The 17,568-nt window shown below is 66.2% G+C and carries 14 protein-coding genes and 2 riboswitches; of the genes, 5 read left to right on the top strand and 9 right to left on the bottom strand.

The genetic code is table 11. The annotated features are described in order from the left end of the window. Window positions 1-13: 13 nt before the first annotated feature. Entirely contained in the window at window positions 14-286 is a 273-nt protein-coding gene (locus tag A0W70_RS01810) for a hypothetical protein (RefSeq protein WP_070987760.1), read from the bottom strand. A 415-nt stretch (window positions 287-701) separates the two neighbouring features. Between A0W70_RS01810 and A0W70_RS01815 the strand changes: the two genes are divergently transcribed. The 5 genes from A0W70_RS01815 to A0W70_RS01835 all read left to right on the top strand — a co-directional run bounded on the left by A0W70_RS01815 (window position 702) and on the right by A0W70_RS01835 (window position 5,650). Continuing rightward, window positions 702-1,556 (top strand): methylated-DNA--[protein]-cysteine S-methyltransferase, encoded by an 855-nt coding sequence (locus tag A0W70_RS01815; RefSeq protein WP_217495357.1) that lies wholly within the window; start codon window positions 702-704, stop codon window positions 1,554-1,556. 354 nt (window positions 1,557-1,910) lie between these two features. Further along, a complete protein-coding gene (gene cbiB, locus A0W70_RS01820; protein WP_070987765.1) occupies window positions 1,911-2,828 on the top strand; it encodes an adenosylcobinamide-phosphate synthase CbiB in 918 nt (305 codons plus the stop codon). Window positions 2,829-2,928: 100 nt separating this feature from the next. After that, window positions 2,929-3,936, top strand: coding sequence for a threonine-phosphate decarboxylase CobD (gene cobD / locus A0W70_RS01825; protein WP_070987767.1), 1,008 nt, complete (start codon window positions 2,929-2,931; stop codon window positions 3,934-3,936). Next, window positions 3,933-4,805, top strand: coding sequence for a cobalamin-binding protein (locus tag A0W70_RS01830; RefSeq protein ID WP_070987769.1), 873 nt, complete (start codon window positions 3,933-3,935; stop codon window positions 4,803-4,805). Before cobD ends, A0W70_RS01830 begins: the two co-directional genes overlap by 4 nt. Continuing rightward, complete coding sequence (locus tag A0W70_RS01835; RefSeq protein WP_070987770.1) at window positions 4,775-5,650, top strand: phospholipase A; 876 nt, start codon at window positions 4,775-4,777, stop codon at window positions 5,648-5,650. Before A0W70_RS01830 ends, A0W70_RS01835 begins: the two co-directional genes overlap by 31 nt. 291 nt (window positions 5,651-5,941) lie before the next feature. On the opposite strand, the gene A0W70_RS01840 is transcribed toward A0W70_RS01835, so the two are convergent. The 8 genes from A0W70_RS01840 to A0W70_RS01875 form a co-directional block, all read right to left on the bottom strand. Next, the gene (locus A0W70_RS01840; protein ID WP_070987771.1) at window positions 5,942-6,721 is read right to left on the bottom strand and encodes a ferredoxin--NADP reductase; all 780 of its coding nucleotides are present in this window, start codon (window positions 6,719-6,721) and stop codon (window positions 5,942-5,944) included. A 195-nt stretch (window positions 6,722-6,916) separates the two neighbouring features. Further along, window positions 6,917-7,570: a 5,6-dimethylbenzimidazole synthase gene (bluB, locus tag A0W70_RS01845; protein ID WP_070987772.1), complete on the bottom strand. Its 654-nt coding sequence runs from the start codon at window positions 7,568-7,570 to the stop codon at window positions 6,917-6,919. A 13-nt stretch (window positions 7,571-7,583) separates the two neighbouring features. Further along, window positions 7,584-8,192 (bottom strand): cob(I)yrinic acid a,c-diamide adenosyltransferase, encoded by a 609-nt coding sequence (gene cobO, locus A0W70_RS01850; protein ID WP_070987773.1) that lies wholly within the window; start codon window positions 8,190-8,192, stop codon window positions 7,584-7,586. A gap of 113 nt (window positions 8,193-8,305) precedes the next feature. Then, entirely contained in the window at window positions 8,306-9,313 is a 1,008-nt protein-coding gene (locus A0W70_RS01855; protein ID WP_070987774.1) for an energy transducer TonB, read from the bottom strand. A gap of 4 nt (window positions 9,314-9,317) precedes the next feature. Beyond that, the gene (locus tag A0W70_RS01860) at window positions 9,318-11,165 is read right to left on the bottom strand and encodes a TonB-dependent receptor domain-containing protein (RefSeq protein WP_070987775.1); all 1,848 of its coding nucleotides are present in this window, start codon (window positions 11,163-11,165) and stop codon (window positions 9,318-9,320) included. Between the two features lie 113 nt (window positions 11,166-11,278). Then, window positions 11,279-11,505: riboswitch (cobalamin riboswitch) on the bottom strand. A gap of 207 nt (window positions 11,506-11,712) precedes the next feature. Further along, complete coding sequence (locus tag A0W70_RS01865; RefSeq protein WP_070988262.1) at window positions 11,713-12,018, bottom strand: hypothetical protein; 306 nt, start codon at window positions 12,016-12,018, stop codon at window positions 11,713-11,715. Further along, window positions 12,005-12,469, bottom strand: coding sequence for a MotA/TolQ/ExbB proton channel family protein (locus A0W70_RS01870; protein ID WP_070987776.1), 465 nt, complete (start codon window positions 12,467-12,469; stop codon window positions 12,005-12,007). Before A0W70_RS01870 ends, A0W70_RS01865 begins: the two co-directional genes overlap by 14 nt. 406 nt (window positions 12,470-12,875) lie before the next feature. Continuing rightward, on the bottom strand, window positions 12,876-17,207 hold the full coding sequence (locus A0W70_RS01875; protein ID WP_070987778.1) for a cobaltochelatase subunit CobN: 4,332 nt from the start codon (window positions 17,205-17,207) through the stop codon (window positions 12,876-12,878). 85 nt (window positions 17,208-17,292) lie between these two features. Continuing rightward, a riboswitch (cobalamin riboswitch) is annotated at window positions 17,293-17,496 on the bottom strand. Window positions 17,497-17,568 lie beyond the last annotated feature (72 nt).

A 17,568-nucleotide genomic window follows, 5' to 3' on the forward strand; every position in this document is an offset into this window, starting at 1 on the left:
GCCCGATCATGGACTACCGGATAGGCGAATCGCCCGGCAGTTGCGGCAGCCTGGAAAGCGCGCGGGCATAACCGGCGTGATCGAACCCGCGTTCCTCCTTCATGATCCCGAACATTTCCACCGCGAGGACATGCCCGATCATCAACACGGCTTCATTGCGCGGATAGCCTTCGCCTACGAGTCGTTCGAGTGTCTCCGCGGTCTCTGGCGGCTCGCCGTCCGTGATCTGCTTCTCCACCGCGTCCAGCACCGCCTTGCGCAGCTGTGCGGCCTCGTTCTCGTCCATCCCGACTCTCCCTCTTCACGCTGCCGCGCAACGGCTGCCGGTCACCCGGCAAGCGACGGTCCGGTCACCGTGCGGCAGGGCGGTTCTCGATCATTGACCGCGACCCTACATCGCCGGGCCTGCCCGATCCAGAGACGGGGATCCCGCCGGGATGCCCGTGGCCGTGGGCCGGGCGGGTGCAATCGGTAAACCGGCAGTGCGGCGGCGCGCGGCTGGTTATATCGAGACGAATCCTGTCGGTTCCCCGATTGAACGGTCGACCAACCGGAGAGAAACACCGGCTACCATCAGGCGATGAGCAGGAATCGGATAGTGACCGGTTCGCGGATCGGGCAGGATTCCGGGGTGAGTCGGTTTTGCCGGAGGCGGTATGAGTGAGGAGATACGGCACGCGGCGGCAGATCGGGAGGTATCGATGGGGGATTCAACCCGGACCCGTATCCGCGAACTGTGTGCGTATATCGAGGCGCACCCGGATGCATCCCTGACGCTCGCGGCACTCGGGGAGCGGGTGCATCTGAGCCCGGGCTATCTGCAGCGGCGCTTCAAGGCCATTACCGGTGTCTCCCCGAAGCAGTACGCGCGCATGTGCCGGTTACGCGCCCTGCGGGAATTGCTGCGCGAGGGGGAGACGGTGACCGATGCGATCTGTGACGCCGGATTCGGTTCGGCGAGTCGCGTCTATGAACAGGCCACGGAGCGGTTGGGCATGACGCCGGGGCAGTATCGGGTCGGCGGGGCGGGGCTGGAGATTTCGTACGCGACCGTCTCGACGCCGTTGGGGCTGTTGATGATGGCGGCCACGGATCGCGGTTTGTGCTTCGTACAATTCGGGGAAGACGAGGCGGCGATGCGCGATCGACTGGCGGCGGAGTATCCGGCGGCGTCGCTGTCACCGATGCCGGCGAGCACGGATGCCGCGTTCGATGCCTGGATGGCCGGTCTGCGTTCGCGCCTGGATGGTGCGCCGGACGGGCGTGATCTGCCGCTGGATGTCCGCGGCACCGCGTTTCAGACGCTGGTCTGGGAATATCTGCAACGGATCCCGGCCGGCGAGACCCGCAGTTATTCGGACGTGGCGGCCGCGATCGGCCGGCCCGCGGCCGTAAGGGCGGTGGCCGGGGCCTGTGCCGCCAATCGTCTGGCAGTGGTGATCCCCTGCCACCGGGTCATCCGTGGTGACGGGGGACTGGGCGGCTATCGCTGGGGTCTGGCGCGCAAACGGGCGTTGCTGGAACGTGAAGCGGCGGGTCGGGGCAACGAGGAGTGATCGGCCCATCGAAACACGGCAGCGCGCCGTAAGCCCGTGCCATAAATTTGCGCCGTAAGCCCCGAGCCCCGCGAGGCCGCCGGGCGATTACGGGGCCGTCGCACCGGCATTCGTGTCTGCCGTTCCCGGTGCGCCCGCGGGCCAGAGCGCGCTGGTATCATGCGCTCCCTTTGAATGCGGGGCGTGCCCAAGTGCCCTCTAACGCAGGTTCGTCGTCTTTTCGCCGGGCCTCGAGGCGCCTGGCGGCGTTGCGCCTCCTCGCCATACGAGGCGCTATGAGTCGTCGGCGCGCCTTGCCAGTCGCCACGATGCCTCGCCGAGAAAGATCGACGAACTTGCGTTAAAGGACACTGGATGCAGACCGGTCTCGTGATCGCGGCGGCACTGTTCGCCGATGCCCTGCTCGGCGAGATGCGCCGTGGTCACCCGCTCGTCGGATTCGGTGTGCTGGCCGCGCGCACGGAGCGCACGCTGAATCGCCGTTATTTCCCCGCTTTCCTGCGCCGCCTGCTCGGGGGGCTCGGACTCCTGCTGCTGGTGGCGCCGCTGGTCGTGGCCGCTGCGTGGCTCGCGGCCGCACCCCACGGCTGGGCCTTCGAGGTGCTCGTGCTCTACCTGGCGCTGGGGCTGCGCAGTCTCGGCAAACATGCGCGTCGGGTACAGCGTGCACTCGACGCCGACGATATCGATTCGGCCCGTGCCGCCGTGGGCATGATGGTGAGTCGCGATGTCCGCGCGCTCGACCGCCGCGGGGTGGCGGCGGCCACGATCGAATCGGTGCTGGAGAACGGCAATGATGCCGTGTTCGGTACGTTGTTCTGGTTCGCGGTCGCCGGCGCGCCAGGGGCGTTGGCCTATCGCCTCGTCAATACCCTGGACGCCATGTGGGGGTATCGCACGGCGCGTCTGGCCGCGTTCGGCTGGACCGCGGCGCGGCTGGATGACCTGATGAACTGGCCGGCGGCGCGACTGACCGCGCTCACCTACGGTCTGGTGGGCCGCGCGCCGCTGCGGGCGCTGCGTTGTGCCCGGGTGCAGGGTGGGCGCACGGACAGCCCCAATGCCGGTGTCGTGATGGCCGCGGGCGCCGGGGCGTTGGGCGTGCGTGTCGGCGGTCCGGGCGTATATCATGGCCGGCGGACATGGCGGCCCCGGTTCGGAGTCGGTCGGCGCCCGGATGTGGCCGCGATCGGACGGGCCACCGGTCTTGTCATCAACGGCGCGCTGGTCTGGACGGGCATTGCCTGTATCGTCGGCTGGTGGTTTTCGTAGATGCGGGGTGCGGCTCCGTCCGCCCGGGCGCGTGTCGTCAGAGGCAGAGCGCGTATTCGCGCGGCGTCGGGCCGTCGCGCGGTGACTGAGGTAGTGAGTAATGCGGCGTAGACATGGCGGCAATCTCGGCGAGATGGTCCGGGCGATGGGCCGCCCGGAGCAGGACTGGCTTGATCTGTCGACCGGGATCAATCCTCACCCCTGGGAGGCACCGACACCGCCGCCGGCGACCTGGTACCAACTCCCCGACCCGCATGACGGCCTGGTGGAAAACGCCGCGGCCTATTACGGCAGCGATGCCACCCTGCCGGTACCGGGTTCGCAATCCGCGCTCGCGATGCTGCCGTGGCTGCGTGGCCGCTCACGCGTGGCGGTGATCGATCCTGGTTATTCCGAGCATGCCGCCGCGTGGGCGCGTGCCGGTCACGATGTCGTACCACTGTCTTCGCCGCAGCTCTCCGGCGGCGCCGGCACGGCGTTCGACGTGCTCGTGGTGATCAACCCGAATAATCCGGATGGCACGTACTTCGAGCCGGAGACGCTGCTCGAGTGGCGCACCCGGATCGCGAGCCGGGGCGGCTGGATGATCGTCGACGAGGCCTTTGTCGACACCACCCCCCAATACAGCCTGGCGCCGCAGGCACCGTTACCCGGCCTGTTGATTCTGCGCTCCATCGGCAAGTTCTTTGGCCTGGCCGGCATGCGGATCGGCTTTGCGCTGGGCCCGGATGACCTGCTGCAGCCCCTGGAAGAGGCGCTCGGACCGTGGTCGGTCAACGGGCCCGCCCGCTGGCTCACCCGCAACGCCCTCGGCGACCGTGCCTGGCAGTCCGCCATGCGTAGCCGGTTGCAGGGCGAGGGCGAGCGCCTCGGCGAACTGCTTGCGCGTCATTTCGGGCGGCGCGTGGTCGGTACGCCGCTGTTCCGGACGGTGCTTACGCCGCATGCCGCGGCCATCCACGAAGCGTTGGCGCAACAGGGGATCCTCGTGCGACTGCTTGATCGGCAGGACGGTCTGCGTTTCGGTCTGCCCGCGGATGAGGCGGACTGGCGACGTCTGGAAACCGTACTCGCCGATGTCATGGCCGAGGTCACGAGTCGCGCATGACGCTACGCACCCTGTTTGGCGCGCTGCTGATCGCCGTGGCAAGCCCGGCCATGGCCGGTATCGAGGTGACGGACGATACCGGTCGCACCGTGCGCCTCGATGATCCGGCCGAGCGGATCGTGAGCCTCGCGCCGCACGTCACCGAGACGCTGTTCGAGGCGGGTGCCGGCGACCGCATCGTCGCGACCGTCAATCACAGCGATTATCCGCCGGCGGCGGAAGACATACCGCGGATTGGTGGCTACGATCGAATCAACATCGAGCGGATTCTCGATCTCGATCCGGATCTGGTCATCGGCTGGGAGAGCGGCAATGCCCAGGCGCAGATCCAGCGCCTCCAGGACCTCGGACTGACGCTGTACATCAGTGAGCCGCGGGAGCTCTCCACGATCGCCGGGAGCCTGGAGCGATTCGGTACGCTCGCCGGAACCGCCGATACGGCCCGCGAAGCGGCACGCGCGTATCGCGAGCGTCTGGCGGGGCTGCGCGCACGGTATGCCGACCGCGAACCCATTGAGGTGTTCTACCAGATCTGGAACAACCCGCTGATGACGATCAATGACGACCACCTGATCAGCGACGTCATCCGCGGCTGCGGGGGGACCAACGTGTTCCGCGACCTGCCGAAGATCGCGCCCCGCGTCAGTACGGAGGCTGTGGTCATGCGCGATCCGCAGGTCATTGTTGCCAGCGGTATGGGTGAGGAACGCCCGGAATGGCTCGACAACTGGAAGCAGTGGTCGGAGTTGCGCGCGGTGGCCAACGGGAATCTCTATTTCATTCCGCCGCAGTATCTCCAGCGACACACCCCACGCATCCTCATCGGTATGGAGCGCTTGTGCGAACAATTGGTCGAGGCGCGCGGGTAGGAGCGCGCTCAGGGTTCAGCCTGCCGGGACTTATCGGTCTCCTCGCATGCGCGATCCTCGTCACGCCCCCAGGCCCGGCGGCGGCTGCGGAAGACGAACGCGAGGCCGCGAGTGCGGACCCGGAACTGGAGACGCTTACGCTGCCCAGGGGGCTGTCGCTGTACAAGCCGAACTATGCCCTGCCGTTGACCTGGAGCGATGACGCGGATGAGTCCGCGGATGCGGAGTTCAAGTTCCAGCTGAGTTTTCAGTATCAGGTGGCGCAGACACCGGTCTACGTGGCCTATACCCAGACGGCCTATCTGCGCTGGCTGGATGACGAGAACTCACGTCCGTTCCGCGAGACCAACTACAACCCGGAAGTATGGTACCGCTTCCGACCCGGGCGCCTGCGGCCGGACTGGCTCGGGCTCGACATCGGCTACGAGCACGAGTCCAACGGCGAGGACCTGCCCGAGTCGCGGAGCTGGGATCGGACCTACCTGCGCGCATGGTTTGATCAGCAGGCGTGGAAGGGGTCCCTCAAGCTTTGGTCGCGGGTACCGGAAGGCGATCCGTCGACGCAGGACGATCCGGATGGCGACGATAACCCCGATATCGTCGACTACTATGGCCATCACCAGCTGCAGCTCGAGTACACGTTCGAAGACGGGGAGCGGCTGTCCGCGACCAGCCGGTACTCGTTCTCGGACCACCACGGGGCGCTGCGCCTGGACTACGCCTGGCCGACCGGCGCGGGTAGCGGCTACTGGTATCTGCAGTTGTTCAGCGGTTACGGGGAGAGTCTGGAGACGTTCCGTGAGAACCGAACGCGAATCGGGATCGGGTTTGCATTGCTGAATTGATGAGGGACGAGGGACGAGGGACGAGGGCCAAGGGCGTATTGGATGCGCGTATTCGATCGGCTCGGTTGAGCGCTATTCGAATGTGCGCAGTGGAACAAGCGCTCCGGTGCGCATAGCACGTAGGTTGGGTTGACGAAGGAAACCCAACATGTCGAGCGACCCGCTCGCGACAGCATCGAACGTTGCCGATGGAATCCGCCTCGACCTGTTGCGTATCGCCGGCGTCCAGCCGAGCCTGTACTCCTTGGCCCTTGGCCCTTGGCCCTTGGCCTTTGACCCTAAGTCCTTTCTCTACCGCTCCACAAACGCCCGCTCAATCACATAATCCCCCTGCTCGCCGCGGCGTGGGCTGATGCTCATGCCGTTGGCATCGAGCAGGCTGCAGGTGTCGCTGAGCATGGCCGGATTGCCGCAGACCATTGCCCGGTCGGTGGCCGGATCCAGCGGGTCGATACCGAGGTCCTCGAACAGCCGGCCGCTGCGGATGAGGTCGGTCACCCGGCCGCGATGGGGGAATTCCTCGCGCGTCACGGTGGGGTAGTAGCGCAGCTGTCCGCGCACCATCTCGCCGAAGATCTCGTCGTTCGGGAGCGTTTCGGTGATGTATTCGCGATAGGCGAGCTCACTCACGTGACGGACACCGTGGAACAGGATCACCTCGTCGAACTGCTCGTAGGTATCGAAATCCTTGATCAGGCTGAGGAACGGTGCGAGCCCGGTACCCGTCGCGATCAGGAACAGACGCCGCCCCGGGCGCAGGTCGTCGAGGACGAGCGTGCCGGTCGGCTTGCGGCTGACGAGAACCTGATCGCCCGGCTGCACGCGCTGCAGGCGCGAGGTCAACTGCCCGTCCGGCACCTTGATGCTGAGGAATTCGAGTTCCTCTTCGTAGTTCGTGCTGGCGATGCTGTAGGCCCGGACGACCGGTTTGCGCTCGCCCTCGAGGCCCAGCATGACGAATTCGCCGTTGCGGAACCGGAAACCGGGGTCGCGTGTGGTGCGGAAGCTGAACAGCTTGTCGTTCCAGTGATATACGCTGGTGACGGTTTCCGCTGCGTAATTCGCTGCCATTGCTCGTCTAGGCCTCCGCTACATTGCTCCGGTCATCGGCGATAGACCGGAAGCGGTGTAGTCCGTGTGTCTGTCTGCTGGATTGCGGAGTCGGGCGCGAACCCGCTCTGGATGTACGTTTGGTTGCCGGCCCGGTCGTCCCGGCACAGCGGCCGCCGATTTTACAACAGACCGCCGCCCCGGCGTTGATCCGGATCAGTCGCCGGCCTTCGGCCAGCCGTCCTCGCCGACGAGGTTATCCAGCGGGATCCGCTGGGCCCAGTCCTCGCGCTCCAGCATGGGGCGGTCGTAGAACCCGTCCACATGACCGAGGCACAGGATCGCGATCGGCTTCGCCCCGGGCGGCATCGCGAGCAGCTCAGCCACGGCGCTCGGATCGAACAGCGAGACCCAGCCCATCCCCAGGCCTTCCGCACGTGCGGCCAGCCACAGGTTCTGGATGGCGCAGGCCGCCGAGGCCAGGTCCATCTCCGGCATCGTCCGGCGACCGAATACGTGGCGTTCGCGACCGTCGCAGAGTGCGACGACGAGCAGTTCGCCGCAATCGCGCATGCCTTCGACCTTGAGCCGCATGAATTCGTTCCGTCTTTCGCCAAGCGCATCCGCCGTGCGTTCGCGTTCCCCCTCCACCAGCGCGTGCAGTTCGTTCCGCAGTGCGGTGGAGGTGATCCGGATGAAACGCCAGGGCTGCATGTACCCGACGCTCGGTCCGAGATGGGCCGCCTGGAGCAGCCGCGTCAGCGTCGCCGGTTCGACCGGATCCGGCCGGAAGTGACGCATATCGCGACGTTCGGCGATGACGCGGTACAGCGCATCGATCTCCGGCTGGCTATAGCGCTGCTCCGGCATCGCCGGCGAGGATTCAGAATTCGACACCGGGCTGCGCCTTGATGCCCTGTTCGAAGGCGTGTTTGACCTTGCGCACCTCACTCACGGTGTCGGCGAGTTCGATCAGTTCGTCCTGCGCATTGCGGCCGGTCACGATGACGGTCTGGTGCCGTGGACGGAACTGCAGTGCTTCGACCACGCGTTCGACCGGGATATGGCCGTACTTGATCACATAGGTCAGCTCGTCGAGCACGATCAGCTTCAGGTGCTCGTCCTCGAGCAGCTTCTCGGCGTGCTCCCACGCGGCCACGGCGGCCTGCCGGTCCTTCTCGCGGTCGCGGGTCTCCCAGGTAAAGCCGGTTCCCATCACGTGGTATTCGACGGACGGGTGCTCGCCGAAGAAGCGGTGATCGCCGGAGTCCCAGGTGCCCTTGATGAACTGGACGACGCCGCCCCTGAAGCCGTGGCCGATGGCGCGGGTGAGGGTGCCGAAGGCCGAGGAAGACTTCCCCTTGCCGTCGCCGGTGAGCACGATGAAGATGCCACGGTTCTCCTTCGCCTGCGCGACCTTCTCGTCCACGGCCGCCTTTTTCTTTTCCATCCGTGCGCGGTATTCCGCGTCGGTTTCCTCATGCTCGGCCATTGCCGTACTCCTGTCGGGTAGCCCGGATGAAGCGCAGCGGAATCCGGACCGTGTTTCTGAAGGCGTCCCCGGATTCCGTTTCACTTCATCCGGGCTACGATGCCGCGGTTCAATCAGGCGGGTTGCAGACGGTACGTGACCGGCACCTCGAGTTCCAGCGGTTCCCCCCGCAGCCGGTCGGCGATTTCCGGCACACGCTGGATATGGATCAGGGTCTGGCGGGCGTTTTCGTCGAGGATCGAGCGCCCGGAACTCTCGGCCACTTCCACATCCGTGATCCGGCCATCGGGCTGGAGCCGGAACGTGAGAACGACGCGGCCTTCCCAGCCGCGCTGGCGTGCGATCCGCGGGTAGCGAAAGCGGTCGCGGAAGTGAATCTCCACCTGCTGCCGGGCGCGAGTCGCGAGCTGGGCACGGTCATTCGCACCCTCCGCGCCGGATTGCGTGTCGGCCTTTTGATCTCGCTCCGGTGCTTCGCCGCTCTCCGCGCCAGCGGTTTGATTGGTTGCCTGGGCCTGGCGGGTCTCAGCACCGGTCGCGCCCGCTGTGTCCTTTTCGGTCGGCTTCGACTGATCGGACCTGGCGACCGTTTCAGAGGCGTCGGATGCTTGTGGGGTATCGGGAGCGTCGTTTGTCCGGGTCTTCTCGTCCGCTGTTGCTTTGACGGGCTTCTCTTCCGCGGCCGGCGCCGACCGGGATTGGTTGCGTTGCTCGGCCTCCTGGGCCGCGCCGGTATTGGCTCTTTGTTGTCCGGAGGGTTTCGGGGCCGCTTCGCCCGTACTCCGCTCAGCCAATGACGCCTGTACATGATCCGGTTCCACGACCTCCTGTACCGACGGTTTCGATGCCCCGTCCGGCGTGGCTTCGTCCACGCGCCTGGCCGCTTGCGGTTGCCGGCTCCGATCGCGGACCGGTTCCGGAATGGCCCCGGCAACGCCTGATTGCGCTGCCGGGTCGGGTCGGGTCGCGCCGGACGGGACCAGCCGGACGGCAACCGGGCCCGTATCGCCGCCGGGTGTCACCGCGATCTCCAGCCGATCGGGCGCATTCATCAGGACGGCCGCGTGCAGGACCGCCGAGATGGCCGCGAAAGGCAGGATGCGCGTGACGCCGGCGGGCATGGCATCAGTCCGCTGAGCCGGGGCGCCAGGCGACCTCGAGCAGGGCGGTGCGCCCGAGCGTGTTGTAGGTATCGGCGAGCGTGTACTCGGTATCGCCGACGTTCGCGATCTTCACCCGGGCGCTCCAGTCGCGCGCGAAATCCCAGCTCGCACGCAGATCGATCAGGGCGTACGCGTCGAGCGGCACCGTGTTGGCGGCATCGTCGAAGCGGTCACCCTGGAACGCCACATCGGTTCCGATGGACCACTCGCCGAAGTCGCGGGTGAGGCCGCCCTTGAGGCCGATCTCGGCGCGTCGGGAAAGCTCCTGCCCCGTTTCCGTGTTCTCCGCGTCCTTGAGATCCAGGCTCACGTTGCCGTCCCACTCATCGGTCGTCGCTGTGACCGTGAACTCGAGCCCCTGGATACGCGCTTCGTCGACGTTCTCGGGGGCAAACTGGCCACCGGAGAATACCGTATCGATGAGTTCATCGATTTCCGTCCTGTAGGCCGTGGCCTGCCAGCGCATCGCCTGGTAGCGGCCGCGGAGGCCCGCTTCGATCGTGCGGGATTCTTCGGGCTCCAGATCGTCGTTCCCGAACCCGGGAAAGTAGAGTTCGTTGAACGTCGGTGCACGGAATGCGGTGCCGTAGGAGGCGAATGCCTGAACCGAGTCGCTGAACCGGTACCCGAGGGCGAGGCTGCCGGTGGCCGGATCGTCGAAGTTGTCGTAGTCCTCCCCCCGGAGGCTGACTTCGCTGCTCCAGGCGTGCCCGGTCCACTGGTGTTGTGCATAGACGCCCGTGACATCGCGCTCGTCCTCGGCGAATGTGAGATTACTGTCGACCTCCACGGATTCGGCGTCGAGGCCCAGCGTCACGATCTGGGAAGTCCCGAGCGTGATTTCGTTCTGCCAGCCGAACGAATCGCGGATGGTATCGAACGTGTTGGCGGGCTGACGGTTGAGGAAGTTGTCGCTCTCGTCGGTCGAACGGCTCAACTGGACGCGGGTATTCCAGTTGCCGGTGAGACGCGCATCGACCCGGCCGCTGTATATACGCTGTTGGCTCTCGGTTCGGTTCTGGGAGCTGCCGTCGTACTCGACCTCCGAATCGGTGGCAAGGATTCGGCCCGAGACCGTAACCGCCTCGCCGATGTCCTGACTGATACGGGCGTTCACGCTCTGGTTTTCGTAACCGTCATCGTCAGGTTCATTGCAATTGGACACGAAAGCCGATCCACAGGTTTGACCATTGCGTACATAATTGTTTTGTCTGGCGTCGATCCCGTCGGTCTCTTCCGCGGAGACATTGACACTGAAGCTCGTGCCGTCGCTCTTGCTGCCGTAACCGGCGGAACCCTGCCTGCGGTCGTGGGTGCCGGCGCCGACCGTGGCATGACCGCCTTCGCCTTCACGGGTGAAAATCTGGATCACGCCACCGATGGCGCGGGAGCCGTAGAGGCTCGAGCGCGGGCCGCGCACGATTTCGATGCGTTCGACGTTGGCGAGCGGCAGGTCCTCGAAGGAGGCCGTACCGGTCGTTGCCGACCCGACCTCGACACCATCGACGAGTACCAGCACATGGTCGCTCTCGGTGCCCCGGAGGAAAATGCTCGAGTTGGTGCCACGGCCGCCGTTGCGGGTGAATTCCACGCCCGGTTGACGGCTGAGCAGTTCGCCCATGCTGGAGGTCTGACTGCGCTCGATCTCCTCACGGTCGACCACCGTGACGGATGAAAGCGACTCATTGGCGCTCTCCGCCGAGCGGGTTGCGGTCACGGTGACGGGTGCGATCGTGTCGGCGGCCAGTGCGGATACGGAAACGGCCGAAAACGCGGCGGCGATGCCGCCGATCAGGCAATGTCGATACATCGGGATTGTTCTCCAGGCGCTCACCCGCGCCTCTTGATTCGAGGGACGGATGGAACGGGAGAACGAAACGGTGCGACCGGGACGGCGGCACGCGCATGACGCCCCCCGCGCCATCCTGCGTACTGTTCCAGGCCGGTCTCCGGGCTCGCGAGTGGGCCGTTGGCCCGCGGTTCGATGCCTTCCCGGGTCAGCAACCCAGTGGCGTGTGATCGAACCGCAACTCGCCTACCGTTGCGGGGGCAGCGCCGGACTTGTGAGCGTCGAAAACGTTCACGCACCGGCTTCCCGTTTCATCCGTCGCGCGGCTGCGCGCCGAAACACCTGAAACAGAACGTTCACATTACGCGTTGTTCACCCGCGACTCAACCGATGCGGGCGACGGCCGTTGTTCCGTGTGCGGCACGGGGAGAATGGCGTCGGGAATCGAGGCCGGATTCACGCGACGGGCCGCGTAGGCGCGTTTTGGCGAAGCCGACGCGCGCGGTCGCTGGCCACGGATGCCCGGTATGGAACTGGCTGCGCGCATTCGCCTTCGGCGAAGACGCGCCTACGGTCGATCTCTTCGGTTTTCGTCGATGAGGACCATCTTGCCGGTCTCCGGATCGCGGTAGACCTGACCGACCGCCTCGTAGCCGCTGCCCGCCTCACCGACCCCCTCGGGCACGTCGGGCAGTTCCCGCCCCTCGCTGATCTCGCGGCCACCGCTGCGCGATTCGGATGCCTGCTGCGCGGCGAGGGCGGCGATCAGGCCGCAGGCGAACACCAGCATGATATCGACCAGATTGGACAGCGGGCCGAGCGGCTCGTCGTCCGGATCATCAAAGCGGGAACGGCGCCAGTCACGCCGCCGCATGGTGGTCTCCATTGGCCGCTTCGATCTCGCCCATGACCCGGTCGTACCAGCGCCGCCGGAGCCGGCCGATGATGAAGCCGACAATGCCCACGGCGAGGCCGATCACGGTGGTGTCGAAGGCGACGCTGACGGCGCGCGCCAGGATCTCGAACTCGCCGCGGGAGAGTGCGGCGATGCCCGGGCCGAGCGGGATCAGCGTTCCCATCAGCCCGAGCATCGGCGCGACTCGCGCCAGCACGTCGGCCCGTTCGATCCGTCGGCGCCCGTAGGCCTCGACCGCATCCAGGCTGCCGCGCTCACGCAGCCGCCGCAGTCCGGCAAGGCGCTCGCCGATCACCTGGCCGACCTCCCACAACGCCAGCGCGACCAGCGCCAGCAGCAGGCCGATCGTGGGTACAAGCAACCAGCGCACGAACTCGTGCGCCAGCGGAATCAAAGCGGAGTCGAACATGGGGTTCTCCCGGTTCGGTTAATCAAGGGCTATAAGGGCTTAAAAATTCTGGAACCACGAATGAACACGAATGAACACGAATGGGCTCCTGGGTGAGTCGATCACTCGGGAGCTTCGCTGTGGCCGCGCGGAAGCGGAGATGCGAATGAAGAACCACGGATAGACACAGATGGACACAGATAAAAGTCAAAACCGGAATTGTGGCGATAGGAGTGGATGAGTGCTGATTTGCCAGTTCCGATCCAGTTGCTCATTAGATCGACGTCCTTTTATCTGTGTCCATCTGTGGTTCCGATATCCGATCGTGCTCCGAGGAGGATCAGCGAAGCTCCCGAAACAGCAGCTATCCCAGGAGCCCATTCGTGTTCATTCGTGTTCATTCGTGGTTCTTAAAGCAGTCCTGATGTCAGCGAACCGTCCCGCCCCTGAGCCCGGCCGCCAGTCCGCCAGTGAGGAACAGGAGGCCGATGAGAGCGGCGCTGAGTACGGTCCAGTCCCAGGGCTGGTCGGCCTGGGTGTCGCGCTGCTGCGGCTGCTTTTCCTGGACTTCCTGCGGCGGTTGTTTCTGTTGCTTCTTTTGCGCCTGTTCACGCGTCTCGATCTGGCGCACGGAACTCGGGTCCTGCTCGGATTCCGGTGTCGTGACCTTCGCGTCCGCGCGGATCTCCCGCATGGCCTTGCGCTGCTGCTCGGTCAGTTTCGGTTCGATCCAGTCGAGCATGGGATGGTCCGGGCGCGTGTGGCCGCTGCCGGGGAGGCCGTTGTCGATGACGAGTCGGGCGAAGTCGCGCGCGATCCGTTCGGCCGTTTCGGCGTCGGCGTTCCAGAAGTCCTTCTGCATCGCGACCAGCATCACCGCGAGCATGTTCGCCTTCACGTGGGCGCTCTGGCCTTCCTCCAGGAACTTGTCGAGGCCGAGGTCATGGCGATCGTCCAGATAGACCGACTTGATCTCTCGCCACATGCCGTCGGTGATCATGTCCGGGTTGGTGACCTGCCAGCCCCAGAAATTTTCGAGGAACTTCGAGCCCATCGTGCGGGCACCGGAATAGCCGTGGCTCATCAGCGGTTTGATCCAGGCGGGGTTCAGGTAACGTCCCTGCAGCTCGGCCAGCACGGCACTCTCCAGCGCTTCGACGCTGGGATTGTCCGGATCCGAGTGGTCGACGACGCGGTTGCGTGGTGCGGTACCGCTGACGCTCTCGACCGCCAGGTTGAGACCACCGAGGTAGTCGAACGCGTCGTTGTTATCGAGCAGCCCGTAGACATTGGTCGCGCGGCCCAGATAGGTGCGCTCGACGCCGTACAGGGCCTGCCGGAATGCCGCATGGGCCGACCGGCCGCTGACGCCGTCGCCATAGGCATGGCCCATACGCTGTATATACGCGTCCGCGATCTCGGCGCGCTTGTCCCAGGCACCGGAACGCTCGGTCAGGCGATTGACGCCGGCGCCGTAGCCACCCGGGGCGTCGCCGAAGACCCGCAGGGCCGCCTCGCGACCGGCGGCGGCCGGGTCGGTCCCGTCGTCGACGGCGCTGCGCGCCGCGGCGATCCAGTGCTGGGCGATGCGGTTCGTCTCAATGGGTTCGCTGCCCGGATTGCGCAGCTCCCCGAGCGGTTCAAGCGCGTTCGCGAGCGCCGGGCGGAGGTCCGGGTGTCGCTCGCGGATGGTCTCGGTCGAGGCGTCCAGCGCGAGCAGGACGGCCCGGTCCAGCCACACCAGCAGATTCTGGTACAGGTCACGGAACAGACCGGAGGTGGTGAACAGGACATCGCGCCGGACGCGGTCTTCCGGCAACTCCATGCGCTCGATGCCCTGGAGAATGCCGCGGCTGTTCCAGACCGGTTTGATGCCGAGCATGTTCAGACCGAAGGCGACCACGGCGCCGTCATCGCGCACCGTATCCGAGGCCCAGAGTACGACCGCCTCGCTGCCCTTGTGGGGTGTGTCTTCGCGCGCGCGCCGCGCCATATCGGAGCCGAGCTTCCAGGCCAGCCGGGTCGGGAGCAGGCTGCCATTGAGGGCGTGGAAGTTGCGGCCGGTCGGCAGGACTTCCGGCGAACGTACGGGATCGTTGCCCTTGCCGGGGGCGATGAAGCGACCGTCCAGCCCGGCGAACAGGGCATCCATCTCGCGCTTCGGCGAGATGGTGAGCTGTTCGCGTGTTTCCGGCTTGGCCGAATCGCCGATCGATTCCATCATGGTGTCGATGGCGTCTTCCTGCCACGGACGTCCGAAGATATGCAGGCCCTGGGGCATGAAGTCTTCCTGCATTTTGGTCAGGTAGTGACCGACCTCGTGCACGAACAGATGCCCCTCGACGTCCTCGAAAGCGATATCCCGCTTGTCGAGGATATCCTGCATGCTCTTGGCCAGTGCCTGCTTCATGTCGAGCTCGTCGATCAGGCGGCGGATTTCCTTGAGGGCCCGTGTCTGGGCCGGTGTGTCCTGCTCGCCGCCCTCCGCGGACTCGTAGCTCTCGACGAGCTGGCGGAGTTCGAGCAGGCGATCGTAGAGTGGCGTGGTCGCCAGCGGCGGTGTCAGGTGATCCACGATGACGGCGAGGCCGCGGCGTTTTGCCTGGATGCCCTCTCCGACGCCATCGACGATATAGGGGTAGACGCCGGGCAGGTTGCCCGGCGCGAGCCGTGAATAGTCCTCGGCCCGCATGCCGACGCGGTTGCCGGGCAGGAACTCGTAGGTCGAGTGGCGCCCGAAGTGGACCAGCGCGTCCGCGTTGAAATCGTTGCGCAGCCACTCGTAGAACGCCAGATACTGATGCGGTGGCGGGAAGGTCGTATTGGCGTGCAGCAGTTCTTCATCGAGTTCCCAGCCCCGCGGAGGCTGCGGCCCGACGAATACATTGCCGAATCGGATCCCCGGCAGCAGCAGTTCACCTTCGTGCGCCATGACATAACCGGGCGCCTCGCCCCAGCCGCCGAGCGCCTCGATGCCGGTGCGCTGCAGCGCCGCGGTGAGGCGCTCGATCCGGTCGAGCCGGTCCTTGCCGTCGACGAGGGCGTCATAGGCGGCATGCAGCTGATCGAGCAGATCGAGCGCTCGTTCCCTGGCCTCGTGATCGACGCCCTCGATCATGTGCTCCGTGTCGCCAAGCGTGCGTTCGATCAGATCGCGCGCGATGTCGATCGCCTCGGCGTTGAGCGCGGCACGGACCTCCGGGATCAGCCGTGCCAGCGGGCCGCCGGTCATTTCGCGCTGTACGGCCTCGGGGAGTGTCCGGAACCATTGCTGGTACTCATCTCCGGGCACCGTGTGTACGCGTTCGCTCATCGCATCGAGCGCCTTGCGATTCTCCGGCAGATTGACGGCGCGTTCCTGCAGCATATCGAGCAGGGCCTCGGGAGAGCCGGGCAGCTCACCGACGGTATAGCCCCGGTCCTTCAATTCATGCAGCAGGTCGTACAGGGAATCGACCACGTCGAGGTTGTCGGCGCCGATGTTGTGGCGCCCCGGTGGGTGGTTATAGAAGACCACACCCAGTTTTTTGTCGGCATTGTCGGTCGTGCGGAGCGAGCGCCAGTTGTCCAGCCGCTCGGCGACCGCTTCGATTTCGGTGGCGATGGGGTGAACCAGTCGCAGGCGCACGCCGGTCAGTTCGTCGATCCGTGGTGGTTCCGCAGCAGCGATGACGCTGGGCTGGCTCTGGCCCTGGACCTCGGGCATGGCCACCCGGTAGTGCACGCTCTCGAACGGGAGCCCCTCCGGCGACAGGCGCCATTGTGCCTCGGTGCGCTCCGTCAGGCGCACGGCCTTGAGGACGGGTACATCGAGATCGCGGAATGCCTCGACCGCCTGTTCGCGACCCTCGCCGCCGCCCACGACAAAATCCTGAATCGTCACGATTCCGGCCAGCGGTGCGGGGGTGAGATGCTCGCGCAGATCATCAAGCGCTTCGACGCTGGTCTCACCCCACTGGGCGAGCACCGATACGCACTGAAGGCCGCGCTCGCGAATTCTGTCGCAGAGGGTGTCGTGGACCGCACGATGGCCCACGCGGTCGCCGGTGTCGTAGTCCAGAACGACCACGACGCCACCCTCGTCATCGAATCCGGCGGTATCCGGATCGACCATGTCGCCGTCGTGCAGCCAGCGTACGGCGGGGCGATCGCCCGGTGCGGCCGGGTCGATGCCTTCGGTGTGCGGGGCCAGCAGCCAGCCGATCAGGGCGCGCAGGTTGTCGCGCCCGCGGGCCTGCCAGTAATGCCGGCCGCGAAGCCAATGGGCCTGTTTTTCATGGGGGTCGGCGAGGGCCGTGAAATGCTCGGTCAGCGTTTCGTCGGCGTCGGGCTGGGACGTAAGTTTGTCGAGGGTTGCCGCGTCGAGCCTGGCCAGTGGGCGCTCGCCGTCGATCCGGCTGGCGGTGGTCAGGCGCCGGTCGCTCGAGACCGCGAAAACGGTCGCCGTGGCGGGAGGAGGGTTGGAATCGAGCAGCCGTACGAAGCGCGGGGCGGCTTCACCGAAGACCGCTCCGAACAGCACGGCGTCCGCGTCGGCCCAGAGCTGCGCCACGGCGGCATCGGTGCGCTCGGCCAGCTGCTCCGGTGTGCGCAGCACCAGTTCGTGCCCCGGATGCGCGTCGTCGAACGCCTCTGCGGCCGCCGCCATGGCAGGGGCGGAGCGGTCGGAGACGATACCGACGAGTTGGGCCGCGCTGGCGGTCGGTGGGAACAGGATGGCCAGCGCGGCGACCGCCGCCATGCACGGATAACGGGACATTCGGTGAGCCTCCCCGGGGATGACAGACGGCGGAGAGGCTGGCGGAGGGCAGAAGTACCGGCCGCCGGTGCCCCGCCCGCCGCGGGTTCCGTACGTATCCCAGGCCGGTCTCCGGACTCACGGGGTGGCACGTGTCGCGTACCCGAGGTCGCCGCCTTCCCGCGCCGTGCGCAGTGGCTTTTCTGGCGACCCCACCCGTTTACCGTTGCGGGGGCAGTGCCGGACTCTCACCGGCTTCCCGTTTCAACCCGAGCCTGAAAGCCGGGTCACCTGGAACGAATCGGCGGAAATTACGCACTCGCGGATCGGGGGTCAAGCGCCGGCCCCGGTCCGCCCGGGGCCCGGTCGATGGGGGAGGCGG

Source organism: Halofilum ochraceum (assembly GCF_001614315.2).
Classification (GTDB): Bacteria; Pseudomonadota; Gammaproteobacteria; order XJ16; family Halofilaceae; genus Halofilum; species Halofilum ochraceum.

Bases quoted from the DNA above. Each gene is read 5' to 3' on its own strand.
- A0W70_RS01860 (WP_070987775.1), bottom strand. From the start codon at position 11,165: ATGTATCGACATTGCCTGATCGGCGGCATCGCCGCCGCGTTTTCGGCC.
- A0W70_RS01810 (WP_070987760.1), bottom strand. From the start codon at position 286: ATGGACGAGAACGAGGCCGCACAGCTGCGCAAGGCGGTGCTGGACGCG.
- cobD (WP_070987767.1), top strand. From the start codon at position 2,929: ATGCGGCGTAGACATGGCGGCAATCTCGGCGAGATGGTCCGGGCGATG.
- A0W70_RS01870 (WP_070987776.1), bottom strand. From the start codon at position 12,469: ATGTTCGACTCCGCTTTGATTCCGCTGGCGCACGAGTTCGTGCGCTGG.
- A0W70_RS01830 (WP_070987769.1), top strand. From the start codon at position 3,933: ATGACGCTACGCACCCTGTTTGGCGCGCTGCTGATCGCCGTGGCAAGC.
- cbiB (WP_070987765.1), top strand. From the start codon at position 1,911: ATGCAGACCGGTCTCGTGATCGCGGCGGCACTGTTCGCCGATGCCCTG.
- bluB (WP_070987772.1), bottom strand. From the start codon at position 7,570: ATGCCGGAGCAGCGCTATAGCCAGCCGGAGATCGATGCGCTGTACCGC.
- cobO (WP_070987773.1), bottom strand. From the start codon at position 8,192: ATGGCCGAGCATGAGGAAACCGACGCGGAATACCGCGCACGGATGGAA.
- A0W70_RS01855 (WP_070987774.1), bottom strand. From the start codon at position 9,313: ATGCCCGCCGGCGTCACGCGCATCCTGCCTTTCGCGGCCATCTCGGCG.
- A0W70_RS01875 (WP_070987778.1), bottom strand. From the start codon at position 17,207: ATGTCCCGTTATCCGTGCATGGCGGCGGTCGCCGCGCTGGCCATCCTG.
- A0W70_RS01815 (WP_217495357.1), top strand. From the start codon at position 702: ATGGGGGATTCAACCCGGACCCGTATCCGCGAACTGTGTGCGTATATC.
- A0W70_RS01865 (WP_070988262.1), bottom strand. From the start codon at position 12,018: ATGCGGCGGCGTGACTGGCGCCGTTCCCGCTTTGATGATCCGGACGAC.
- A0W70_RS01840 (WP_070987771.1), bottom strand. From the start codon at position 6,721: ATGGCAGCGAATTACGCAGCGGAAACCGTCACCAGCGTATATCACTGG.